At 43.9% G+C, this 19,070-nt stretch carries 13 protein-coding genes; 2 read left to right on the top strand and 11 right to left on the bottom strand.

Translation table 11 applies throughout. The features are described from left to right. Window positions 1–3: 3 nt before the first annotated feature. From H8B06_RS11770 to H8B06_RS11730, 9 genes are all read right to left on the bottom strand, one after another. Window positions 4–3,006 (bottom strand): SusC/RagA family TonB-linked outer membrane protein, encoded by a 3,003-nt coding sequence (locus tag H8B06_RS11770; RefSeq protein WP_223857637.1) that lies wholly within the window; start codon window positions 3,004–3,006, stop codon window positions 4–6. A gap of 211 nt (window positions 3,007–3,217) precedes the next feature. Next, window positions 3,218–4,894 carry a DUF6377 domain-containing protein gene (locus tag H8B06_RS11765; protein ID WP_190994463.1) on the bottom strand — a complete coding sequence of 559 codons (1,677 nt, stop codon included), beginning with the start codon at window positions 4,892–4,894 and terminating at the stop codon, window positions 3,218–3,220. Between the two features lie 21 nt (window positions 4,895–4,915). Then, a complete protein-coding gene (locus H8B06_RS11760; RefSeq protein WP_190994462.1) occupies window positions 4,916–5,779 on the bottom strand; it encodes a DUF808 domain-containing protein in 864 nt (287 codons plus the stop codon). 48 nt (window positions 5,780–5,827) lie between these two features. Further along, entirely contained in the window at window positions 5,828–7,213 is a 1,386-nt protein-coding gene (gene radA, locus H8B06_RS11755) for a DNA repair protein RadA (protein ID WP_190994461.1), read from the bottom strand. A 135-nt stretch (window positions 7,214–7,348) separates the two neighbouring features. Continuing rightward, window positions 7,349–9,004 carry a RagB/SusD family nutrient uptake outer membrane protein gene (locus H8B06_RS11750; RefSeq protein WP_190994460.1) on the bottom strand — a complete coding sequence of 552 codons (1,656 nt, stop codon included), beginning with the start codon at window positions 9,002–9,004 and terminating at the stop codon, window positions 7,349–7,351. Window positions 9,005–9,018: 14 nt separating this feature from the next. Further along, window positions 9,019–12,027: a SusC/RagA family TonB-linked outer membrane protein gene (locus H8B06_RS11745; RefSeq protein ID WP_223857636.1), complete on the bottom strand. Its 3,009-nt coding sequence runs from the start codon at window positions 12,025–12,027 to the stop codon at window positions 9,019–9,021. A 53-nt stretch (window positions 12,028–12,080) separates the two neighbouring features. Then, complete coding sequence (locus H8B06_RS11740) at window positions 12,081–13,175, bottom strand: FecR family protein (protein ID WP_190994458.1); 1,095 nt, start codon at window positions 13,173–13,175, stop codon at window positions 12,081–12,083. Between the two features lie 124 nt (window positions 13,176–13,299). Further along, complete coding sequence (locus H8B06_RS11735) at window positions 13,300–13,824, bottom strand: RNA polymerase sigma-70 factor (protein WP_190994457.1); 525 nt, start codon at window positions 13,822–13,824, stop codon at window positions 13,300–13,302. 103 nt (window positions 13,825–13,927) lie between these two features. Beyond that, window positions 13,928–15,640: a serine hydrolase domain-containing protein gene (locus H8B06_RS11730; RefSeq protein WP_190994456.1), complete on the bottom strand. Its 1,713-nt coding sequence runs from the start codon at window positions 15,638–15,640 to the stop codon at window positions 13,928–13,930. An 88-nt stretch (window positions 15,641–15,728) separates the two neighbouring features. Between H8B06_RS11730 and xseA the strand changes: the two genes are divergently transcribed. Both xseA and xseB read left to right on the top strand, forming a co-directional pair. Then, window positions 15,729–16,985 carry an exodeoxyribonuclease VII large subunit gene (gene xseA, locus H8B06_RS11725; RefSeq protein WP_190994455.1) on the top strand — a complete coding sequence of 419 codons (1,257 nt, stop codon included), beginning with the start codon at window positions 15,729–15,731 and terminating at the stop codon, window positions 16,983–16,985. A 15-nt stretch (window positions 16,986–17,000) separates the two neighbouring features. Further along, complete coding sequence (gene xseB, locus H8B06_RS11720; RefSeq protein ID WP_190994454.1) at window positions 17,001–17,240, top strand: exodeoxyribonuclease VII small subunit; 240 nt, start codon at window positions 17,001–17,003, stop codon at window positions 17,238–17,240. Window positions 17,241–17,304: 64 nt separating this feature from the next. Here xseB and proB read toward each other — a convergent pair whose 3' ends face one another. Both proB and proC read right to left on the bottom strand, forming a co-directional pair. Further along, entirely contained in the window at window positions 17,305–18,075 is a 771-nt protein-coding gene (gene proB, locus H8B06_RS11715) for a glutamate 5-kinase (RefSeq protein ID WP_190994453.1), read from the bottom strand. Window positions 18,076–18,077: 2 nt separating this feature from the next. Further along, the gene (proC, locus tag H8B06_RS11710) at window positions 18,078–18,890 is read right to left on the bottom strand and encodes a pyrroline-5-carboxylate reductase (RefSeq protein ID WP_130142021.1); all 813 of its coding nucleotides are present in this window, start codon (window positions 18,888–18,890) and stop codon (window positions 18,078–18,080) included. Window positions 18,891–19,070 lie beyond the last annotated feature (180 nt).

Below are 19,070 nucleotides of genomic sequence, written 5' to 3'. Positions count from 1 at the left end.
GTTTTAGAATCTAAAATCTACACCTAAACTCAGGTTTCGGGTAATCGGATAATTACTGTTGTCTACTCCACCGATTACTTCCGGATCAAAACCCGAGTAATTCGTCCAGGTCAGCAAGTTCTGTCCCGACAGATAAAAACGTAAACTGCTGATTTTTGCGCGCTCCGATAGGACATTCGGCAGCGTATAGCCTATTGTCACATTCTTCAGGCGCAAATACTTACCTTCTTCGATAAAACGATCCGAATTACGGGTGTTTCGGTTAGGGTCACTGTAGATTGCACGAGGCATTTCATTGCTCGTTCCTTCACCTGTCCAACGCTCTTGTACTTTTGTCGTCTGGTTACGAATCGTGTACATACCTTCCAATGTCACCCGGTTGGCATTATATATCTGATTGCCTGCCACACCTTGTAAAAACAGTTCCATATCAAAGTTTTTATAAGACAATCTGTTGCCCATGGCAAAACTCCAGCTTGGCGTTGGATTCCCCAAATAGGTTCGGTCGTAGTCATTGACCACACCATCTTTATTTAAATCTAAAAATTTGATGTCTCCGGGCGCCGTACTATTCGCCGGGTCTGCACCCTGGTATTGATGTGCGTAGCTATTCACCTCATCCCAATTTTGGAAAAGACCGTTGGTACGCCAGCCATAAAATCCCGATACAGGCTGTCCAACGGTATGGGACTGGTATCCGAAATAGATCGGCACATCACCATGCAGGTTGACAATCTTATTTCTGTTGTACGAAATATTAAAATCAGAATGCCATTTGAAATCGCCACGTAGGTTATCACTTCCGATGGTCAATTCCCATCCTTTATTTTCTACCTCACCCGCATTGATCATTGGCGTATAGATATCGGAATATCCCGTGGTGATCGGTACAACCATACTGACCAACATATCGGAGGTTTTCTTGATATAGGCATCAAATGTGACATTGATCCTGTTTTCAAAAAATGCGGCATCGACCCCGACATTCGTCTGTTTGATCGTTTCCCAGCGAATATTTGGGTTTGGCATGACCAATGGATACAACGTAGAGACCGGCGTGTCATTAAACACGTATCTGGATGTATTGAGGCGTGCGGATGCCGCATAGATATCCAAAACGGCCTGATTACCGGTGACACCATATCCGGCGCGTACTTTTACATCTCCGAAAATATGGTTCTTGTTAAAGAAATCTTCTTCGGAGATCCGCCAAGCAGCCGCAAAGGAAGGAAACGTTCCCCAACGATTGCCTGGTGCAATACGGGAGGTTCCGTCATGACGTACCGTGGCCGTCAGTAAATACTTATTGTCGAAGGTATAATTGGCACGACCGAAAAAAGAAAGAAGTGCCCATTCATTCCGACTACCGCCAACCGTCGGGTCAAGCAAGCCGTTGTTGAGCTGGTTATTGTTATCGGACAGAAACTCCTTAATACTGCCCGTCATGTAGTTATACTCATTGTTCTGGGCACTGGAACCGACCATAATGTTGACGTCGTGAATCCCATCGAAGGTATTGGTATACGTCAACGTATTATCCCACAGATACGTCAGGCTCTTGTTGGAACTCTCGCTCTGGAATGAATTCGGCACGGGAATGGGTTTCCAATCATATTTGGGAGCAAAGTTCACATTGTCCCATGCTTTATAGTCCAGGCCAACGATGGTTTTGAATGTAAAATGGTCTAAAAACTTTGCCTCAGCATACAAGTTGCCCAACAGATTATATCCATTGGTGGTATTTTGATCCAATAAGGCGGTACCGATGGGGTTCCTCAAATCTCCATAGAAAATCGCTTCATTTCCCGGCCCGGAGAAGCTACCGTCTTCATTGTATATGGGTTGCGTGGGCAACGAGGCCAATGTATTCAAAACACTGTAAGAACCATTCTTTTTAATATCATGGCTCAAGCTCAGGTTATTCCCCATTTTCAGCCAAGAGGTCTGTTGGGCCTCATTATTAAACTGAAAGGTATAACGCTTGTAGGACGTATTCAATACAATACCATCTTGGCTCAAGATACCACCTGAAACGTAATAGGTATTTTTCTCTCCTCCCCCCGAATAAGATAGCGAATAATTGGATAGACGATCCCTACGCAATAGCGCGTCAGTCCAGTCAGTGCCTTCTCCCAAAAGCGTAGGATCGGCAAAGTCAGGCCGTTGCCGTTCATTATTATTGGCCATCATTTCATTGTGCAACGAGGCGAACTGCGCGGCATTCAACATTTTTGGAAGACTGGTTGCCTCCTGCGTTGCAAAATTGGCACTGGCAGCGAAGGTTCCCTTATCCTTATGTCCCTTTTTGGTCGTAATCAGCACCACACCATTTGCACCGCGTGAACCGTAAATAGCCGTTGCTGACGCATCTTTGAGGATATCAATTGTTTCTACATCATTGGGATTCAAGGCGTTCAATGCAAGATCGGTCGGCACACCGTCAATAACTAATAGGGGAGCACTATTATTGATCGACCCCAATCCACGTATCTGAATAGATACATTGCTTCCCGGCGCTCCACTATTCACAATCTGTACACCGGATGCGCGTCCTTGCAGTGCTTCTCCGATATTGGCGACAGGTCGATCTTTCATGGCCTCCGAACCGACCGAAGCCATTGACCCCGTTAGATCACGTTTTCGCACGGTACCATACCCCACCACGACAATCTCCTCCAGTTCTTCCTGGCTTTCCAGCAGGGTGATCTGATAAACAGATGAAGCATCTACAGGTTGCTCAATCAATGAATAGCCAATCGAGGTAACGTGCAGTACATCCCCCGTTTCTGCCTGTAGCGAAAATTGTCCGTCCGCATCGGTACGCGTTGCTTCGCTTTTCCCCAAAACAGCTACCGAAGCCCCTGCAACAGGATTACCTGCTCCATCGGATATCGTTCCGGAGATGCTTCGCTGCTGCGCATACGCATCGACATGCAACAGCACACTCCACATAGCCAGTAGGACATACATCACTGCAGTACGTCTGTGACACAAAAAGATTTTCATAAATAACGCTTTATTTTAATGAATAACACAATTTATAATTGACCGCCAGCCTCTATCAGGTTTACTCTTGGAAGTCTTATACAAAGCTAGGGAGGGAATTAGGTCTAAAAAAGGGCATCAAGGTAAAATATAGACCTAAAAACAAATCAACTTTCTGACAAACAAACAATTACATAAAAAATAGAATGTAAAAAATATAGAAAGTATAACGCTAAATCTTGCTAATTCTTCCGATTTTCATGACCATATCGTCAAATTCTTCTCTAGGGACACGTGCTTTATTTCTTATCCGTGTGCGATAACTATAAATCGTGTTGGTAGAATAGTGAAGAAACCCTGCAATTTTTGAACTATCTGTAATGCCCAGTCGGATTAAAGCAAATATGCGGAGTTCCGTATTTAAAAGTTCATTGTTTTTCAGCACAAAGCGCTCTTCTTCCATCAATAGCGCATTAAAGTCTTCGACAAAATTCGGGTAGATATGAAGAAAAATATGGTCAAACGTAGAAAACAGCTCTTTTACTTCCCGTTCAATCATATCTCTTGATTTTAAACGCTTCAGGAGCTCATCCATTTTACCGCCCATGACCATCTTTTTCAGCACGGTCTGAAAGTGCTCCAGTTTATCGATATACGTCGAGCACAGATCCAAGAATTGACCGATATAGGCTTCTTTAATGTGATTGGCCTCTGCCAAGTCTTTATTAATAGAGGATACTTCAAGATTCGTCTTATGCAGGGCGTCGTTGGTTGTATTCAACCGGGCATTCAATTCCTGCAAACGTTGGTTCGCTTCGAACAGCTCTTCCCGTACCCGATTTATCCTTTTCATCTGCCGATACACATAAATAATCGCCAAAGCCAGAAAAATAGAAAGTACAGACACCAACAACAAAAAGCCTGTCAGCATATCCTTTTTCTGCGCTTCATTTTCTTGATATGCGGAATCGATGATCGGAAAAATCTGCGAGGCTTCATAGGCCCGGAAACGAGCATTGCAAAAGATAGCATCCTCCATGGAGGACTGTATACATTTATAGGCTTCTTCGATATGTTCCGTTTCGTAGAGCAAAGAGGCCAATGCTTGCATGGCGGCATTTTCCTTAATAGCGTTCTTGATGTCGTATATAGCAGACTGTATCAAATACCGACGCTGTAGGGAGATATTCCCCTCCTGCTTAAAGACCGTTGCCAGCGCATAGCAAAGGATTGCCCGCTCGTGGTTCTCTTCCTCAGATTGATTCAGAAGCCGCGTTAATATCGTTTTGGCTTTCTCTAACTCTTCATGATCCAGTAGTTTCTCTGCATAAACAATCTGGTATTGCGTGCTTTCGGGATCCAATTCATTAAGCAACGAATCCCGATAAAGATCACTCCAAGCTTCATATTTTTCGTCGTAGTGATTGGCAGAAGAGTAGAACTTATATAGTCTTTTCCGGGCGTCATAATATTTCACACGTAAAGGCGAGGGGAGTCGCTCACTCGATATATCTTGTAAGATATTATAAGAGTCGATATACATACCGGCCGTGAAATGTAAGGCTGCCAGATCGAGGTGACTCTCTGTTATCCATTCGGCATTGCCATACCGCCGGGCGAGTTGCAAACTATATTCTGCGTATACAATGGCCGAATCCAATTTGTAGGGTGTATACTCCTGATAAAGCTGTTTGGCGATTAAATATCGGGTACTATCGTAGTCGGTAAGTTGGTTGAACGCTTGTACTAAACCTCGGATCTTCATCTCCTTCACTTCCATAAATTCCTGCTTTCTATCGATAAGCTGTAGCAAGTCCGTCAAGGTAGCATCATCTCTCATTATCACCTGACACAAGGCCATAGATGATGGTATCGTAATCAGAAAAAGAAGTAACAGTCGTCTATACATAGAATAACCAATATAGGATAGTTACAGGAATAGGTGATATATCTTTTTAACCGCAGTAACAATTGCAACTACTAATACTCCTGCAATTAATCCGACTACAAATTCCTTAATAATGGCGGGCAACGATGGAAAAAGATGGTGGATATAATCAATATTATGTACAAAGATACCACCTGAGACTAATATCAGCGCAACCGTACCGATAACCGATAACGATTTGATCACGATAGGCAATGATTTCACGAGCAGACGTCCTAAAACCGACAAAAATCCTTTCTCGTTACTATATTTAATCAGACGATAACCGGTATCATCCATACGGACAATAAGCGCTACAATGCCATACACCCCTACCGTTGCCAAAAGAGCCACAACGGAAACCGTTAGAATCTGTATGGTAAGGCTTCGATCCAGCACCGTCCCCAGTGCAATAATGACAATCTCAACGGAAAGGATAAAATCGGTTGTTATCGCCGATCTAATTTTCGCTTTCTCGACTTCACTGCTTTCTTCTTCTTTTTTCTCCACAATGAGCGTATCACCCTTCGGGCGATGAAAGAAATATTCGATAATTTTTTCCGCCCCTTCATAGGCAAGATAAAAACCACCCAAAATTAAAGCAATCTTTATAGCAATCGGGAAAAAAGTGTTTAACAATAATGCAATTGGAACAATAATAAGTTTATTGATAAATGAACCCTTTGTTATAGCCCATAGAACAGGTATTTCCCGAGAGGATAAAAAACCTGTTGCCTTTTCGGCATTAACCGCTAAATCGTCTCCCAAAATACCTGCGGTTTTGCGAGTAGCAACTTTAGCCGTCACGGCTACATCGTCCATTAATGCCGCGATATCGTCCAAAATCGCAAAAATACCTGATGCCATATATAATTTTTAATCTAGATAAAAATAGAAATAAATCTTTATATGTCCCTAGCCAAACAACGCGCTGAACAAATCCTCTAATGTAGCCAGTGGACGAATAGCAATGTCGTATTTTTTAGCATCCAGCCCCTTCGTATTATATTTCGAGATAAAAATTCCTTCGAATCCCAATTTTTCTGCTTCCGCAATGCGCTGTTCGATACGGTTTACAGCACGGATTTCCCCAGATAATCCTACTTCTCCCGCAAATGTTACCTGTGATGGCAATGGAATGTCTTGTTGAGAGGATATTAACGCCGCAATAACAGCTAGATCAATAGCAGGGTCTTCCACACGTAATCCACCGGCAATATTCAAGAAGACATCCTGCGCGCTGAGCCGGAAACCAAAGCGTTTTTCCAAAACGGCAAGTAGCATGCTTAACCGTTTTGTATCAAATCCCGTTGAGGTTCGCTGTGGGGTACCAAAAGCAGAGTTACTCACCAAAGCCTGCACTTCAATCATGAGCGGACGCATACCCTCCAACATGGCAGCAATAGCGACTCCACTGACAGGTTCGTCACGCTGGGAGATCATAATCTCCGAAGGATTGGAAACTTCCCGAAGTCCTGATCCCTGCATTTCATATATCCCTAACTCGGAGGATGAACCAAAGCGATTCTTTACGGCTCGTAGGATACGATACACATGATTCCGATCCCCTTCAAATTGTAATACCGTATCGACCATGTGCTCCAATACTTTTGGCCCTGCAATAGAACCGTCCTTAGTAATATGCCCTACAATAAATACAGGTGTACTGGTCTCTTTAGCAAAACGCAAGAGTTCAGCCGTACATTCCCGCACTTGTGATACCGAGCCTGGAGCTGACTCTATCTGGGAAGAGTGCAGCGTCTGAATCGAGTCGATAACCACCATGTCGGGTTGCACCGTTTCTATCTGCTTAAAAATCTGCTGTGTGGATGTCTCGGTCAGGATATAGCAATTTGCAGTTGCGCTCTGCGCAAGTCGTTCTGCCCGCATTTTAATCTGCTGTTCGCTCTCCTCACCCGAGATATAAAGTGTTTTGACTTTGGGTATGCCCAGCGCCAATTGCAGCATCAGCGTTGATTTACCAATCCCAGGCTCACCACCGATCAGGACAAGAGATCCCGGTACAATACCTCCTCCTAACACCCGATTAAATTCCTTATCAGGTGTTGTCAAACGTTGTTCATCCTGATAAACAATTTCGTTGATGATCGCCGCTTTGTTTGTTCGTCGTGAGGATGTCGGCGTCGTGGTACTTCGCCACTCGGGCACCTTAGAACCTGTCTTTTCTACCACTTCTTCGACAAAAGTGTTCCATTGCTTGCAGGAAGGACATTGCCCCAACCACTTGGGAGATTCATAGCCGCATTGCTGACAGAAATATGTTGTTTTTGCTTTCGCCATTAAGCGAAAATAAGAAAAACAATTAACTTCGACATCGTACATATCAAGGACGAACATTCAAAATCAGCGATAATAAAAAAGCACCCTAAGGCGCTGCCCAGGGTGCTTTTCCAAAACATCTTCGTTTTATGTTTATTATTTAATATAACCGTCGTTCTGCGTCCAGTTCGTGTTTACTTCCATTACAGGGCGCGGTATAGGGAATATCCGGCGGAATCGCTCGGAAAATCCGGCGGCGTATAGCGATTTAAACCCCCAATCTTCCTCAAACTTGCCATAACGGATCAAATCATTTCTGCGCCAAGATTCATCCGAAAATTCTCTAGCTCGTTCATCCAGCAGATCATCAAGCGTTGGGGCTGCAACAAGGACGGGGGCATTCACATAGGCCCGGATTTGGTTGATGAGTGATTGCGGAGAATCCCCTTTGGTGGGTGCTGCTCCTCGAAGTATGGCTTCCGCCTTCATAAGCAATATATCAGCATATCGAAAAACAGGCACGTCATTACTCTGGTTCCGATTGTTCGCCGCTGTAACGTTCACATCCATATAGAACTTAACGGAACGGTATCCCATAGAGCGACCTTTTTGGTCATTACCGGCATTGAGAGTCGGACCGCCATCTGGACGAAGTTCAATTTCTTTTGTCGTCTCCATATGCCAATCAAAAGTGACATTTCCGTCATCGCCGGTGTAATCCTGATCGATGCCTCTCTTTGACGTTCTGATTAAAAATGGCCGACTTAAATCCGGAGCATAGTCGGACCAGTAATATTGAAGGCCGCCCATGTAAGATCCATTTCTATCATCTCCCTCCAGATTAAATTTAGCAAGAAAGGCCGGTAAGACGCGAAATGTCCCCCCAACGCTTTGCGGCAATGGCGCAAATTGATTCTGCCCACTGCGGTGGATCCAGAAGCGGGCATACGTCATCCCTTGCTGTTTCTCCCGGTCGAACGGCATGGCGAAAATAAAGTCTTTAATTTGTGGGCCATTGTTGGGGCGAAATTTTTCCAGAAACTTATGACTTGTCAAGTTAAACTGCCCAGATTCAATAATATCGTCACACATAGCGACTACTTGGTCAAGCTTCGAATTCGGCATGGAGGGGGTATAGGTCGCCACATCTCCAGATGTATATACCGCCCAGTTTAGGTATAATTTAGCCAACAGCGCATCGGCCATGTAACGTGTCGCCTTACCGTATGTGGCGGCAGAAACTTCTGTCGGCAACCGATCCCGGACAGCTAACAGTTCCGATTCGATGAAGCGCGCGATTTCCGCTCGCGGTGACCGGTCTGGTATACGGTCTACTTTTCCGGTAATCAGCGGTGCATCCCCGAAATTATCCACGAGAATAAAGTAAAAATAGGCACGCATGGCACGCATCGGTGCGGCCATCTCGCTTTCGTCATCGTTGAAAATGGTCAGCACATTGTTTGCAAGATTAATTCCCGTCATTGCCCCATTCCAGATGCCCGGGAGTATGGCATTGTCCGGTGTCCAGTTATGTACATGGAGCTCCCGGAAGCGTCCACCATCGTAGTAGTCGGTACCCAAGGCGAGACTCACCGCCTCGTCAGACGATAATGTTTGCACCATCCAATGATTGTATCCTAACGCTTCACGATATGCTGCATAGACGTCTGCAGAAATAGCTTCGGCCGCTCTTTCTGTAGAAGGGAATTCGGTATATTGGGATTTGATATCAACCTCTAAATCAGTACAGGCCACAAGGGTGGCAGCAAGAGCTGACAAAGAAAGTAAACGGATATATTGTTTTGATTTCATGATGAATTTCCTAGTTATAAATTAAAGTTTAGTCCAAACATAAAGGTACGTGTGCGCGGATAAGTTTGACGGTTGTCAATGCCAGGAGTCAGTCCGCCTAAGTCTACCTCAGGGTCTACTCCTTTGTAGCCGGTCAAGACAAAAGCATTATTTACCGTGGCATAAACGCGGATATTCTTAAACTGGCTGCTCAGATTACGGATATTATACGATAGCGTTAGATTCGCTAGGCGGAGGTAATCTCCTTTTTCTAAATAGCGATCGGACAGATAGTGGGCATTGATATCATTTACGTTCTCTGTTTCAAGCACACTCGCCAACAGATTTTTCTGGCCGGCATTGCCCACGACATTGGTGTGTCTTGCACGCGTTGCGTTCATGACCTTGTTACCGAATACACCTTGGAACATACCCGTTAACGTAAAGTTTTGATAGGTAAGGCTGTTGTTCCACCCTAACGTCACTTTAGGTTGTGCGCTACCGATAACAGCCCGGTCTTTGTTAGCCGGCGTGATCGTGGTCTCACCAGTTCTTTCTCCGGTTTCTGGATCACGCACATAGAAAGTAGATATACCGTCTTCATCGTAACCCGCCCATTCCCAGGCATAAAACTGGCCGATCGGTGCGCCTTCCATCAAGCGCTGTTGAAAAGCATTACTTTGCCCGGCTCCACCAAGGTCACTCAGATCTATATAATCGGTGGAAAACTCTTGATTGGAGATACGTGTTACCATATTCTTATTGTGGGAGGCTACCACACCGGTCGACCAGGTGAAACTACCCGAGCGAACCGGGATTGCCTGTAAGCTCAGCTCAACACCTTTATTATTGATTTCGCCGACATTCGCCGTCAACGAACCATAAAGGTATTTTGTCGTCGAAACCGCATAATCATAAATGAGATCAGTTGTATTTTTATCATAGTATTCGATGCTACCACTCAATCGATTACCTAGAAAAGCAAAATCCACGCCGAGGTTGAGCATACCTGTACGCTCCCAACGTAGATCTGGATTGGCATTGCGTAACGCGGCCAATGTGCGGAGGTCATTCCCGAAAGCATCGGTATAAAAACTGGAGGTCGCGCCGTATACCTGCCGTGCAGTGAATACGTCAAACCCCATAGAGTTACCGCTCACACCATAACCGGCACGTAGTTTTAAGTCATCAAAGATGCCAGATTGCTGTATAAAAGGTTCCTCGGATAAGCGCCAGGCAGCAGATATAGACGGAAAAGTAGCCCAACGGTTGTTTGCTCCAAAAGCAGAGGATCCGTCTCTTCTGACGGTTGCCTGGAAGAGATATTTACTATTGTATGCATAGTTCACCCGTCCATAAACAGAAATCATGCGCAAAGTGGAAAGGTAATAGTTGCCAAAACCTAATAGATCCACAACATTAGCCATTCCGGGATTATAGTAGGTCAAACCATCGTCGTAGAAATCCGAAGTGGTTAGCTGGAAGCCATCATTGTTATTGTTTTCTTCCCAGGAGTAACCGGCCAATGCCGATATCTTATGAACACCGTCAAAAGTTTTGTCGTAGCTCAAGTTCATCTCCATGACCTTCCGTTCGTCTTCCACAGCAGCACGAATAGATTTACCATTCTGATTTCTTGCCGCCATCGATAGTGCGGTGTAATACTGGGAATGATTAAACTGGCGATTCTGCAAGGAGAGATCGATATTGTAGATCAAGCTGGGTAAGATTTCGTAACCGGCTTTTACATGCGCCTGTATCACTTTCGTTTTCGAAAAATTGGTGTTTTCTTCGATCAACGATACAGGGTTTACATATTGCGAACGATCGGTTTTTTCAAACCAAGCACCCGTCTCGGTCCGTACGGGCGATACCGGCAGGTAATAATACATGGCATCGTATACACTTACACCGTCGCCTAGGGCTAAAACATCATTTTGCTTGGTTATACTGGTATTGATATTAAAGGAAGCCGTCAAGCGATCGTTCAAGGCTTTGGTGCGGACGAAGCCGCGCCCAATCTGCCGTCCCATATCTGTACCCTTGATCACACCATTGTTTTTAATTGTATTGAGACTAGCACTATACTGTGTTTTCTCTGTACCACCCAATAGCGAGATATTATGATTGTTTGAAACGCCGGTACGTTCTACCTCACGCTGCCAATCGGTATTTGCTCCGAGATCGTCGGTCGGTTCCATCGAGAAGCCATTGTCATTCACAAAGCTTCGGTACTGATCGCCTGTCATCATCTCATAGCGGTTGGCGACCTGGTCAATCGCGACATATCCGTTATAACTAATATCAGTCTGACCGGCCTTGCCCCTTTTGGTCGTAACGATGATCACACCGTTTGCTGCCTTCGATCCATAGATAGCTGTTGCCGAAGCATCCCTAAGGATATCGATAGACTCGATATCGTCGGGAGCTACGAGGCTGAGGGATGCGCCCGGAACCCCGTCAATCACATAATAAGGTTCCATCGCCTCGCCGCTACGCAGCGTAGAAGCACCGCGCAAGCTGATGGAAGGTGTTGCATTCGGATTACTGTTATTCGTCGAGATCGTCAGTCCCGGTACTTTCCCCTGCAACATTTGGGCGGGCGAAGAGAATACGCCAACATTCATATCTTCGGCTTTGATGGTGGTAATAGAACTGGTTACATCCCGCCGAGAGATGGTTCCATAGCCAATCACTACCTCTTCTAATGCCGTAGTGACCGGCTGCAGTTTGACACTCAACGCTAATGGCTTTCCGGTTTGGATACGGTATCCAGAGAGGGTGTCCGGCTGGAAACCGATATAGCTGAAGATGAACTGGTAAGGCCCCCCTTCGGGTAGATTACTAAAACTAAAGAGACCTCGATCGGAAGAACTCGTATTAAAGCTTCTGCCGGATTCGCCGTGTACGGCCTTGATACTCACTCCGGAAAGGAACTCTCCGGATTCGTTTTGTGTCGCGCCTTTTACTTGTGCTTGCTGGGCCTGTGCCTCAACTAAGCCGGCAACGAGCAATGCAAAGCACAGAACGCTCTTTTTTTTCAATTGATACGTGTTAAACATATGTTTTGACTTATAGGTTTTTATGTTTCATCTCCTTATTGTTCGTTTTGGCGATAAATAATATACGCACCTTCTTCATCCTGCTCATAATGCAGTTCATTAATCAGGCAAATAACCGTTAATACGTCGGCAAGGGTTTCACTTTCCGTATTGATGACCCCCGTATACTGAATACGGTTAATATTGTTTTCTCGAGCATGTATAGGTATACCGTAGGTCTCCTGCAAAACATGAAAAACATTTGATAAGGGGATATTTTCCATGTGCAGCAGGTTTCCTGTTGTCAGCATTTCTGGATTTTCTGTCACAACCTCTACTTTCTCAGGCCTTTCCGCTACACCTCGTTGGTGGCGGACAATATGCATACTCGCGTCAAATAGTAAGCTCGCCCCTTTTTGATCAAGAAACACGTTTTCAAAAACGGGGATATCGGCTGTGGACGCCACAACGACTTTCCCGCTGTGGAGCTCCACCACGGTGTGTTCTCGTTCCACGCGGGTGTCGATTGTAAAAGAAGTTCCGAGGGCTGTGGTTTTTGTACCGTTCGCGTATACACTAAATGGTCTTTTCGAATCTTTCGCGACATCGAAGTAGGCTTTTCCATCCAGCTGTATATCACGTGATTCTCCGACAAAATCATGTCGGTAACGCAAGCTACTCTGGGCAAATAGATGTACTATGGAATGGTCGGGCAGCCGTATAGTATCCATCTTGTCCGTATTATTCACAACGGAGATCCATTGCGGTTGTACTGCGTCAACCGCAATGTCTTTTTGTACATTAGGATGCTGCGCGTGTTGGTTTATCTGTTGTGATTGATGCCAAACCTGGAAGGAGATAAGAAGGAGAATTGCAGCAGCTATGCCTCCCTGCATAATTCGACTGGAGCGCTGTAAACGTATTTCACGCTGTTGAGCCTTTCTTTCTTCTCGACGGATCTCTTCCTCAATATGCTGTGCCATCTTCTGAGATGGCATTTGACTTTCTGTGCCTTCCTGATATTGTTGCCATTCAGCATCGTTAAACATTTCTTCAATGATCGTGGGATCTTCCCAGATCTTTTTCCGCACCTGCTGTTTAGCGTCTGGCAAGTCGGCTTCGCCACGTCGTTGTTTCCTTCTGAACCTCATATATAGATATTACGTGGCTCAACAAGGTATCCCCAGTGACTTTACAATTTTTTAATATTAGAGCCTAGGATTGATGGGCTATCGGTTAGCGGCCGATCCATGGAACCCTGCTGGAGACACAGCTCTACAGCATAATAGAATAGAGGTGCTGCTTGAGCTGCAAAAGTGCTTTGCCGATATGATATTCGACGGCTTTAGGTGAAATAGAGAAGATGTTTGCAATCTCTTTATGTGATAGCCCTTGCTTTCGACTAAGCTCAAACACCAAGCGTCTCATTTTAGGCATATTCTGAATATCCCGTTCTAGGATCTGTAATAGGTCTTTACTTTCTATAGCATCAATCAGACTATTGGTAAACGGGGTTTCTGCAAATTCTCCTTCATATTTGAAACGAGTAGCTTCTTTGCGAAGCACATCAATCATAACTTGCCGAGCCATACCAAACAATTGCACGTCAATAGATAATTGCTCGCTAAGGATTCCCCGTTGTTTCCACAGCTTGATAAAAGTTAGCTGGGTAACCTCTTCGGCTACATATTCCGACTTTGTCCGCTGTAGTATAAAGCCGTAAATCCGCGCGTGATAACACGCATACACCTGCTGAAAAGCGCGTTGGTCATCTTCTTTGATTGCTCTGATGTGCTCCATAAGAAAGGCAAAGTTAGTGGGTTTATACTCGGGTCTTGGTTAAGCTTATATTATCCTTTTATGAACATTCTCGATTGATTACGTTTTTATTCTTATGTCATGGTTACAAACTTTCGTAAATAGCATCTTGTATTCGACTACGTATATTTAAATCCAACAGCTTTGTCGATACTTGCGGATGAACCCGATTGGACAAGAAAATGTAAATAAGTTGATTTTGGGGATCGATCCATATACACGTGCCGGTATAACCTGTATGCCCAAACACGGATTCATTTGCCAATCGAGAAGGATATTCTTTTTTCTTATCCGGATCAGCTCGATCAAAAACTAGCCCACGCCGGCTGGTCAACGATTGTCTGGATGTAAATAAATCGACTGTCTCCGGCCTGAAATACCGGATACCACCGTACTCACCTCTATTTAACAGTAATTGACCGTAAATAGCCAGATCATTTGCTGTCGCAAAAAGTCCCGCATGACCCGCTACGCCGCCAGCCATTGCCGCACCTTCATCATGTACATATCCCTGCAAGAGCTCTTTTCGAAAAACCGTATCGTTCTGCGTTGGTAAAATGCGTTCTTTCGCAAAACGCTGCCGCGGATTATAGCCCGCTGTTTTCATACCAATGGGCTGATACAGCAGTTCCTGCACATATTCTTCCATTGGCTTGGACGTCATACGCTCCGTAATTTCTTTCATGACGTACATACTAATATCGCTATAGACATAATTGCCAACCGGTTTTACAGGTGACGCCAGCATTTGAGGCCACATTACATCCCTATAATAGTTGTTCCGGAGATAGGCTTTGTCTGCCACGCGCACTTGATGAGCTGTATCTGGTTTATGTACCAAATCACCTGGTTTCAGGTTTCGATAAAACGGGATAAAAGGGGTAAACCCTGCTTCATGTAACAATACGCTGCGAAGTGTAATATCCTTTTTATTTGTCTCTTGTGCCTGCCCTAAATAACACCCCATAGTGCTATCCAAATGAATAATATCTCTTTCTTGCAAATGCATGATTACAGGCGTTGTACCTGCAATCTTACTGACGGATGCGAGATCGAATATATCGGAGGTTGTCGTTTTTGCATTCGTACCATAAGTATGCGTGCCATACGCTTTATCAAAAATAACCTGTCCATCTTTCACGGCCATAACAACCATACCCGGTGCCGCGTGTTCGCGAATAGCTTCCGCAGCAATGGCATCAATCTTTTTTGTCATGCCCTCCATATCCAATCCGCAGGAATTTTCCGTCGCATACTGCAAGCGAGTCTGTTCCGTTTTATTTTGTCCCTCTGTGATAGCTAGCCCCCCAAAAACCGACATGGCAGCATACTGCTGAGCTTCCTTATTAAATTCGGGATAAATCAATTCCGAAAATCGACCTTGTAAACGCCCCGGTGACCAACTTGAAGTTGTAGCCTTATTTTCAAATCGTACGACAATAACTTGTTTATTATGTACTATTGATTGTTGAACCATCAACAATAAATCGTTTCGGAGATCTTCCTTTGTGCCAGCAATAATAATAGTATTGTGATATTTTGTATGCTCTTCATAACCGTTGAAATCAAAACTTTCCACATCAGCATAACGCTTTACCATATTTACAAAATGGACATATTTGTTAGGAAAAGGCGTAATCACCGCCATGCGGTGCCTATCCAAACGCTTTAACGGAACTATACTTCCTGCATTTTGAGCCATAATGGCTTTGTTGACAACAGTCTGTTTATATTGCGCAAAGCTGTCGGTGGTATATAATAGTAGTAATAAATAAAAATAAGTTATCGTACTTTTCATTTTAACTGCCATTTTAGAATATAAATGTATTAAAATATACGCAAGATTTTTTGAGAAAAAAAGAACACAAAAACCCTATATTTGATTTATGCCCGAAGTTATAGACAATAAGACTATTTTTTCTCTTTTGGAAGTATCCCGCAGTATTCAGAAAACTATTGCGGAACGATACAGAAGTCTATATTGGATTAAAGCGGAGATGAACAAACTTAACCACTATACCCACTCGGGACATTGTTATCCAGAACTTGTCGAGAAAAAAGAGGGGAAGGTGGTAGCAGAGATGCGTTCGATACTCTGGAAAACTGATTACCAACGAATTAATGAGCAGTTCCACAAGCTGTTAAATGAGCCCTTGAGAGACGGCATTACCATTTTATTCCAAGCAGGTATTTCTTACGACCCGTTGTATGGCTTTAGCCTTAAAATCGTCGATATAGATCCCACGTTTGTGTTGGGTGAGTTGGAAAGAGAGAAACGAGAAAGTATACAAAAGCTCCAGGCAGAAGGTATATTCCGGGCTAATAAAAACTTACCTTTTCCCCTCCTGCCTAAGCGCCTCGCAATCGTCTCTGTGGAAACGAGTAAAGGGCTATCCGATTTTTTTAAAATTATTCAGCGAAATCCCTGGAAATATAAATTCGAGTATACCTTGTTTCCCGCACTATTGCAAGGAGACAAATCTATTCCCTCTATTATTCGACAATTAGCCAATATTGCAGCGAAAACCGAGGCATTTGATGCTGTAGCGATTATTCGTGGCGGCGGTGGAGAGGTGGGACTTTCTTCTTACAACAACTATCAACTGGCTAAGGCAATTGCTATTTTTCCTATTCCGGTTATCACCGGTATCGGGCATTCTACAAACGAGACCGTCAGCGAGATGGTTGCATATCAGAATGCGATTACCCCTAGTGAGCTAGCCGACTTCTTAATACAGAAATTTCATCAATTTGCTATTCCGGTGGATGAAGCTCAAAACCGTATCATACAAGCCTCAAAAAGTTTATTTGAAAAAGAAGATCGCCTATTAGCCCAATATAGCCAGTCGATATCGTGGAATAGCAAAGCTATATTAGCTACTGAAGACCATAAACTGACAACATTAACCAATCACTTGCAACTCTTCTGTAGGCAATTGCTGAAAGACCGAAAAGCAGATCTTAACAGTATACAAAGATTACTACAATTGGCAGATCCAAAGCAGTTGCTTAAAAAAGGATTTAGTATTACTAAAATTAACGGTCATGCTGTTACGAAGGGGATTTCGATAAAGGTGGGCGATGAAATCGAAACCATCCTGTATGACGGAACAGTATATAGTAAAGTGATGAAAAAACGTTAAACAGATAAACCAACAATGGAAAATACATACACCTATAATGATGCGTTTGAAGAACTTCAACGGATTGTATCGGAAATCGAATCTGGACAAACCGATGTCGACCAGCTAACAGAAAAGATACGTCGAGCATCTCAACTCATCGCCATTTGCAAAGCTAAGCTCACCTCATCAGAAGAGGAAGTAGAAAAGCTGCTAGCAAAACTGGTCGAATCCGCAGCCGATGACGAAGTCCTGGGTAGCGGGGAAGAGGAATAATTTGATCAAAAACATATCTCCACACAACATGTTGCATGGAGATATGTTCTTAATCTACAAAGCATTAAGCCGTCACTTTCGTTCCAACAGGCTTGCCCGCTATGATGTCTAAAATAATACCATCTCTTTTGCCATTAGCAATATACGTCGGAATATGTTTTGCGGCCGTATGTTTGGCAACCTTAAGTTTCGACTCCATCCCCCCACGACCGGATGTCTCGCCTTTGTTTGTCTTCGTGACGTATTGCTCTACCTGCTGATCAACCTTAATTTCGCTAATCAACTTCGAACTTTCATCGGCAGGATGTCCCGTATAAAATCCATCAATATCCGTTAAAATAATAAGCATATCGGCATGAATTAATTCGGCAATTAAACTCGCCAACTCATCATTATCTGAAAACATCGAATGGGACACGGAAACGGCATCATCCTCGTTCGCGATAGGAATAACACCTTCTGACATCAACCCTTCATAACAATTAATCATATTGGTACGATGCTCTCCCGGATTGAAATCACGCTTCGTAGCCAGCACCTGGGCGCAGCGCATACCATAATTCTGAAAAAGGGTATAATAATGGCGCATCAATCGCGGCTGTCCTATAGCAGAGTACACTTGTCTTCGTTGCGATTTGTCTTCTATCACACTGTCTCCCAATATTTCGCGTCCAGCATTTACCGAACCTGAGGAGACCAGTACCGTCATGATATTGTCTTCATACAATTTTGCTATTTGATCAACCAGTTTATTTAAAGCCGATAGCATAATCCGATTATCCCGATTGGCCATTACGCTTGTACCAACTTTAATAACAATTCTCTTTTTATACATGTTTATTTATTGCTTTCCTTTCCCAGCTGTACCGCCCTGTCAAACGCGGCATAGGCTGCATCTTTAATCAATTCTTTGACATTATTTTCTTCCATAGAATCTAATGCGGCACGCGTAGTTCCTCCTTTAGAGGCCACCCTATCCATCCAATCGGTCGGATTAAGGTCGGAGCTATTAAAGAGTTCCACAGCTCCTTGAAAAGTCTGTGCGACCATCAAGCGCGCATCCTTCTCTCTGAAACCCATTTTGACAGCGGCTTCCATCATCGATTCCATAAAATAGAATACGTAAGCGGGACCTGAACCGGATATACCGGTAGATTTATCGATTTCCATTTCATTCGCAAGCTTGATGGAGCGGCCAGTCGTGTCGATTAATTTTTCTACCGTGAGTAGTTCCAACCGGGAAACCTCTTTGGATCCTATAAACGACGTAAACCCGTGACCAACCTGTGCTGCCAGGTTTGGCATCGCACGTACCACCTTCTTAATATCCATCGCTTCCTGCATAGTCTTTATCGTGACGCCTGCCATAATGGAAACAAAAATCTGATCTGGTTTTTTGTGCGCTTTGATCGCTTCAAAAACCTCATCGCTGTGATAAGGTTTCACGGCAATAAATACAATGTCTGCTTTAGGCAAACAATCTTCCAATTTTTCGTAGACATCGAACGTATTCTCTGCTCGTAATTCAGCAATTTTTTCTGCTGAGTTGTCTAAAATCATTAAATCTTTCTCTTTCAACAAGTCTGATTGGGCCATCCCATGAGCATACGTTAGCCCCATGTTTCCGGCGCCAATTACTAGAATTTTCATCGTAAAATTTGTTTTTTAAAAATGATCAAGCTTTGCATAAACCAACCTTTCCTTAAAGGCAGCATATACAAGTTTCATCGGATTAAATTTTTGTTGTAATAACATTAGTTCACACATAACCCCACAAGGAACGTGCTGAAAATTAATACAATGCAAAATAAACTAGGAGATCTTAAAAAA

This window comes from Sphingobacterium micropteri (assembly GCF_014692515.1).
GTDB lineage: Bacteria > Bacteroidota > Bacteroidia > Sphingobacteriales > Sphingobacteriaceae > Sphingobacterium > Sphingobacterium micropteri.
Note: the sequence above shows the minus strand (reverse complement) of the source record. Positions and strands in the feature narration are given on the sequence as shown.

Coding starts and splice junctions, on each gene's coding strand:
- radA (WP_190994461.1), bottom strand. CDS start 7,213: ATGGCGAAAGCAAAAACAACATATTTCTGTCAGCAATGCGGCTATGAA.
- xseA (WP_190994455.1), top strand. CDS start 15,729: ATGCCCGAAGTTATAGACAATAAGACTATTTTTTCTCTTTTGGAAGTA.
- H8B06_RS11730 (WP_190994456.1), bottom strand. CDS start 15,640: ATGAAAAGTACGATAACTTATTTTTATTTATTACTACTATTATATACC.
- H8B06_RS11750 (WP_190994460.1), bottom strand. CDS start 9,004: ATGAAATCAAAACAATATATCCGTTTACTTTCTTTGTCAGCTCTTGCT.
- proB (WP_190994453.1), bottom strand. CDS start 18,075: ATGTATAAAAAGAGAATTGTTATTAAAGTTGGTACAAGCGTAATGGCC.
- H8B06_RS11740 (WP_190994458.1), bottom strand. CDS start 13,175: ATGAGGTTCAGAAGGAAACAACGACGTGGCGAAGCCGACTTGCCAGAC.
- xseB (WP_190994454.1), top strand. CDS start 17,001: ATGGAAAATACATACACCTATAATGATGCGTTTGAAGAACTTCAACGG.
- H8B06_RS11765 (WP_190994463.1), bottom strand. CDS start 4,894: ATGTATAGACGACTGTTACTTCTTTTTCTGATTACGATACCATCATCT.
- H8B06_RS11770 (WP_223857637.1), bottom strand. CDS start 3,006: ATGAAAATCTTTTTGTGTCACAGACGTACTGCAGTGATGTATGTCCTA.
- H8B06_RS11735 (WP_190994457.1), bottom strand. CDS start 13,824: ATGGAGCACATCAGAGCAATCAAAGAAGATGACCAACGCGCTTTTCAG.
- H8B06_RS11760 (WP_190994462.1), bottom strand. CDS start 5,779: ATGGCATCAGGTATTTTTGCGATTTTGGACGATATCGCGGCATTAATG.
- proC (WP_130142021.1), bottom strand. CDS start 18,890: ATGAAAATTCTAGTAATTGGCGCCGGAAACATGGGGCTAACGTATGCT.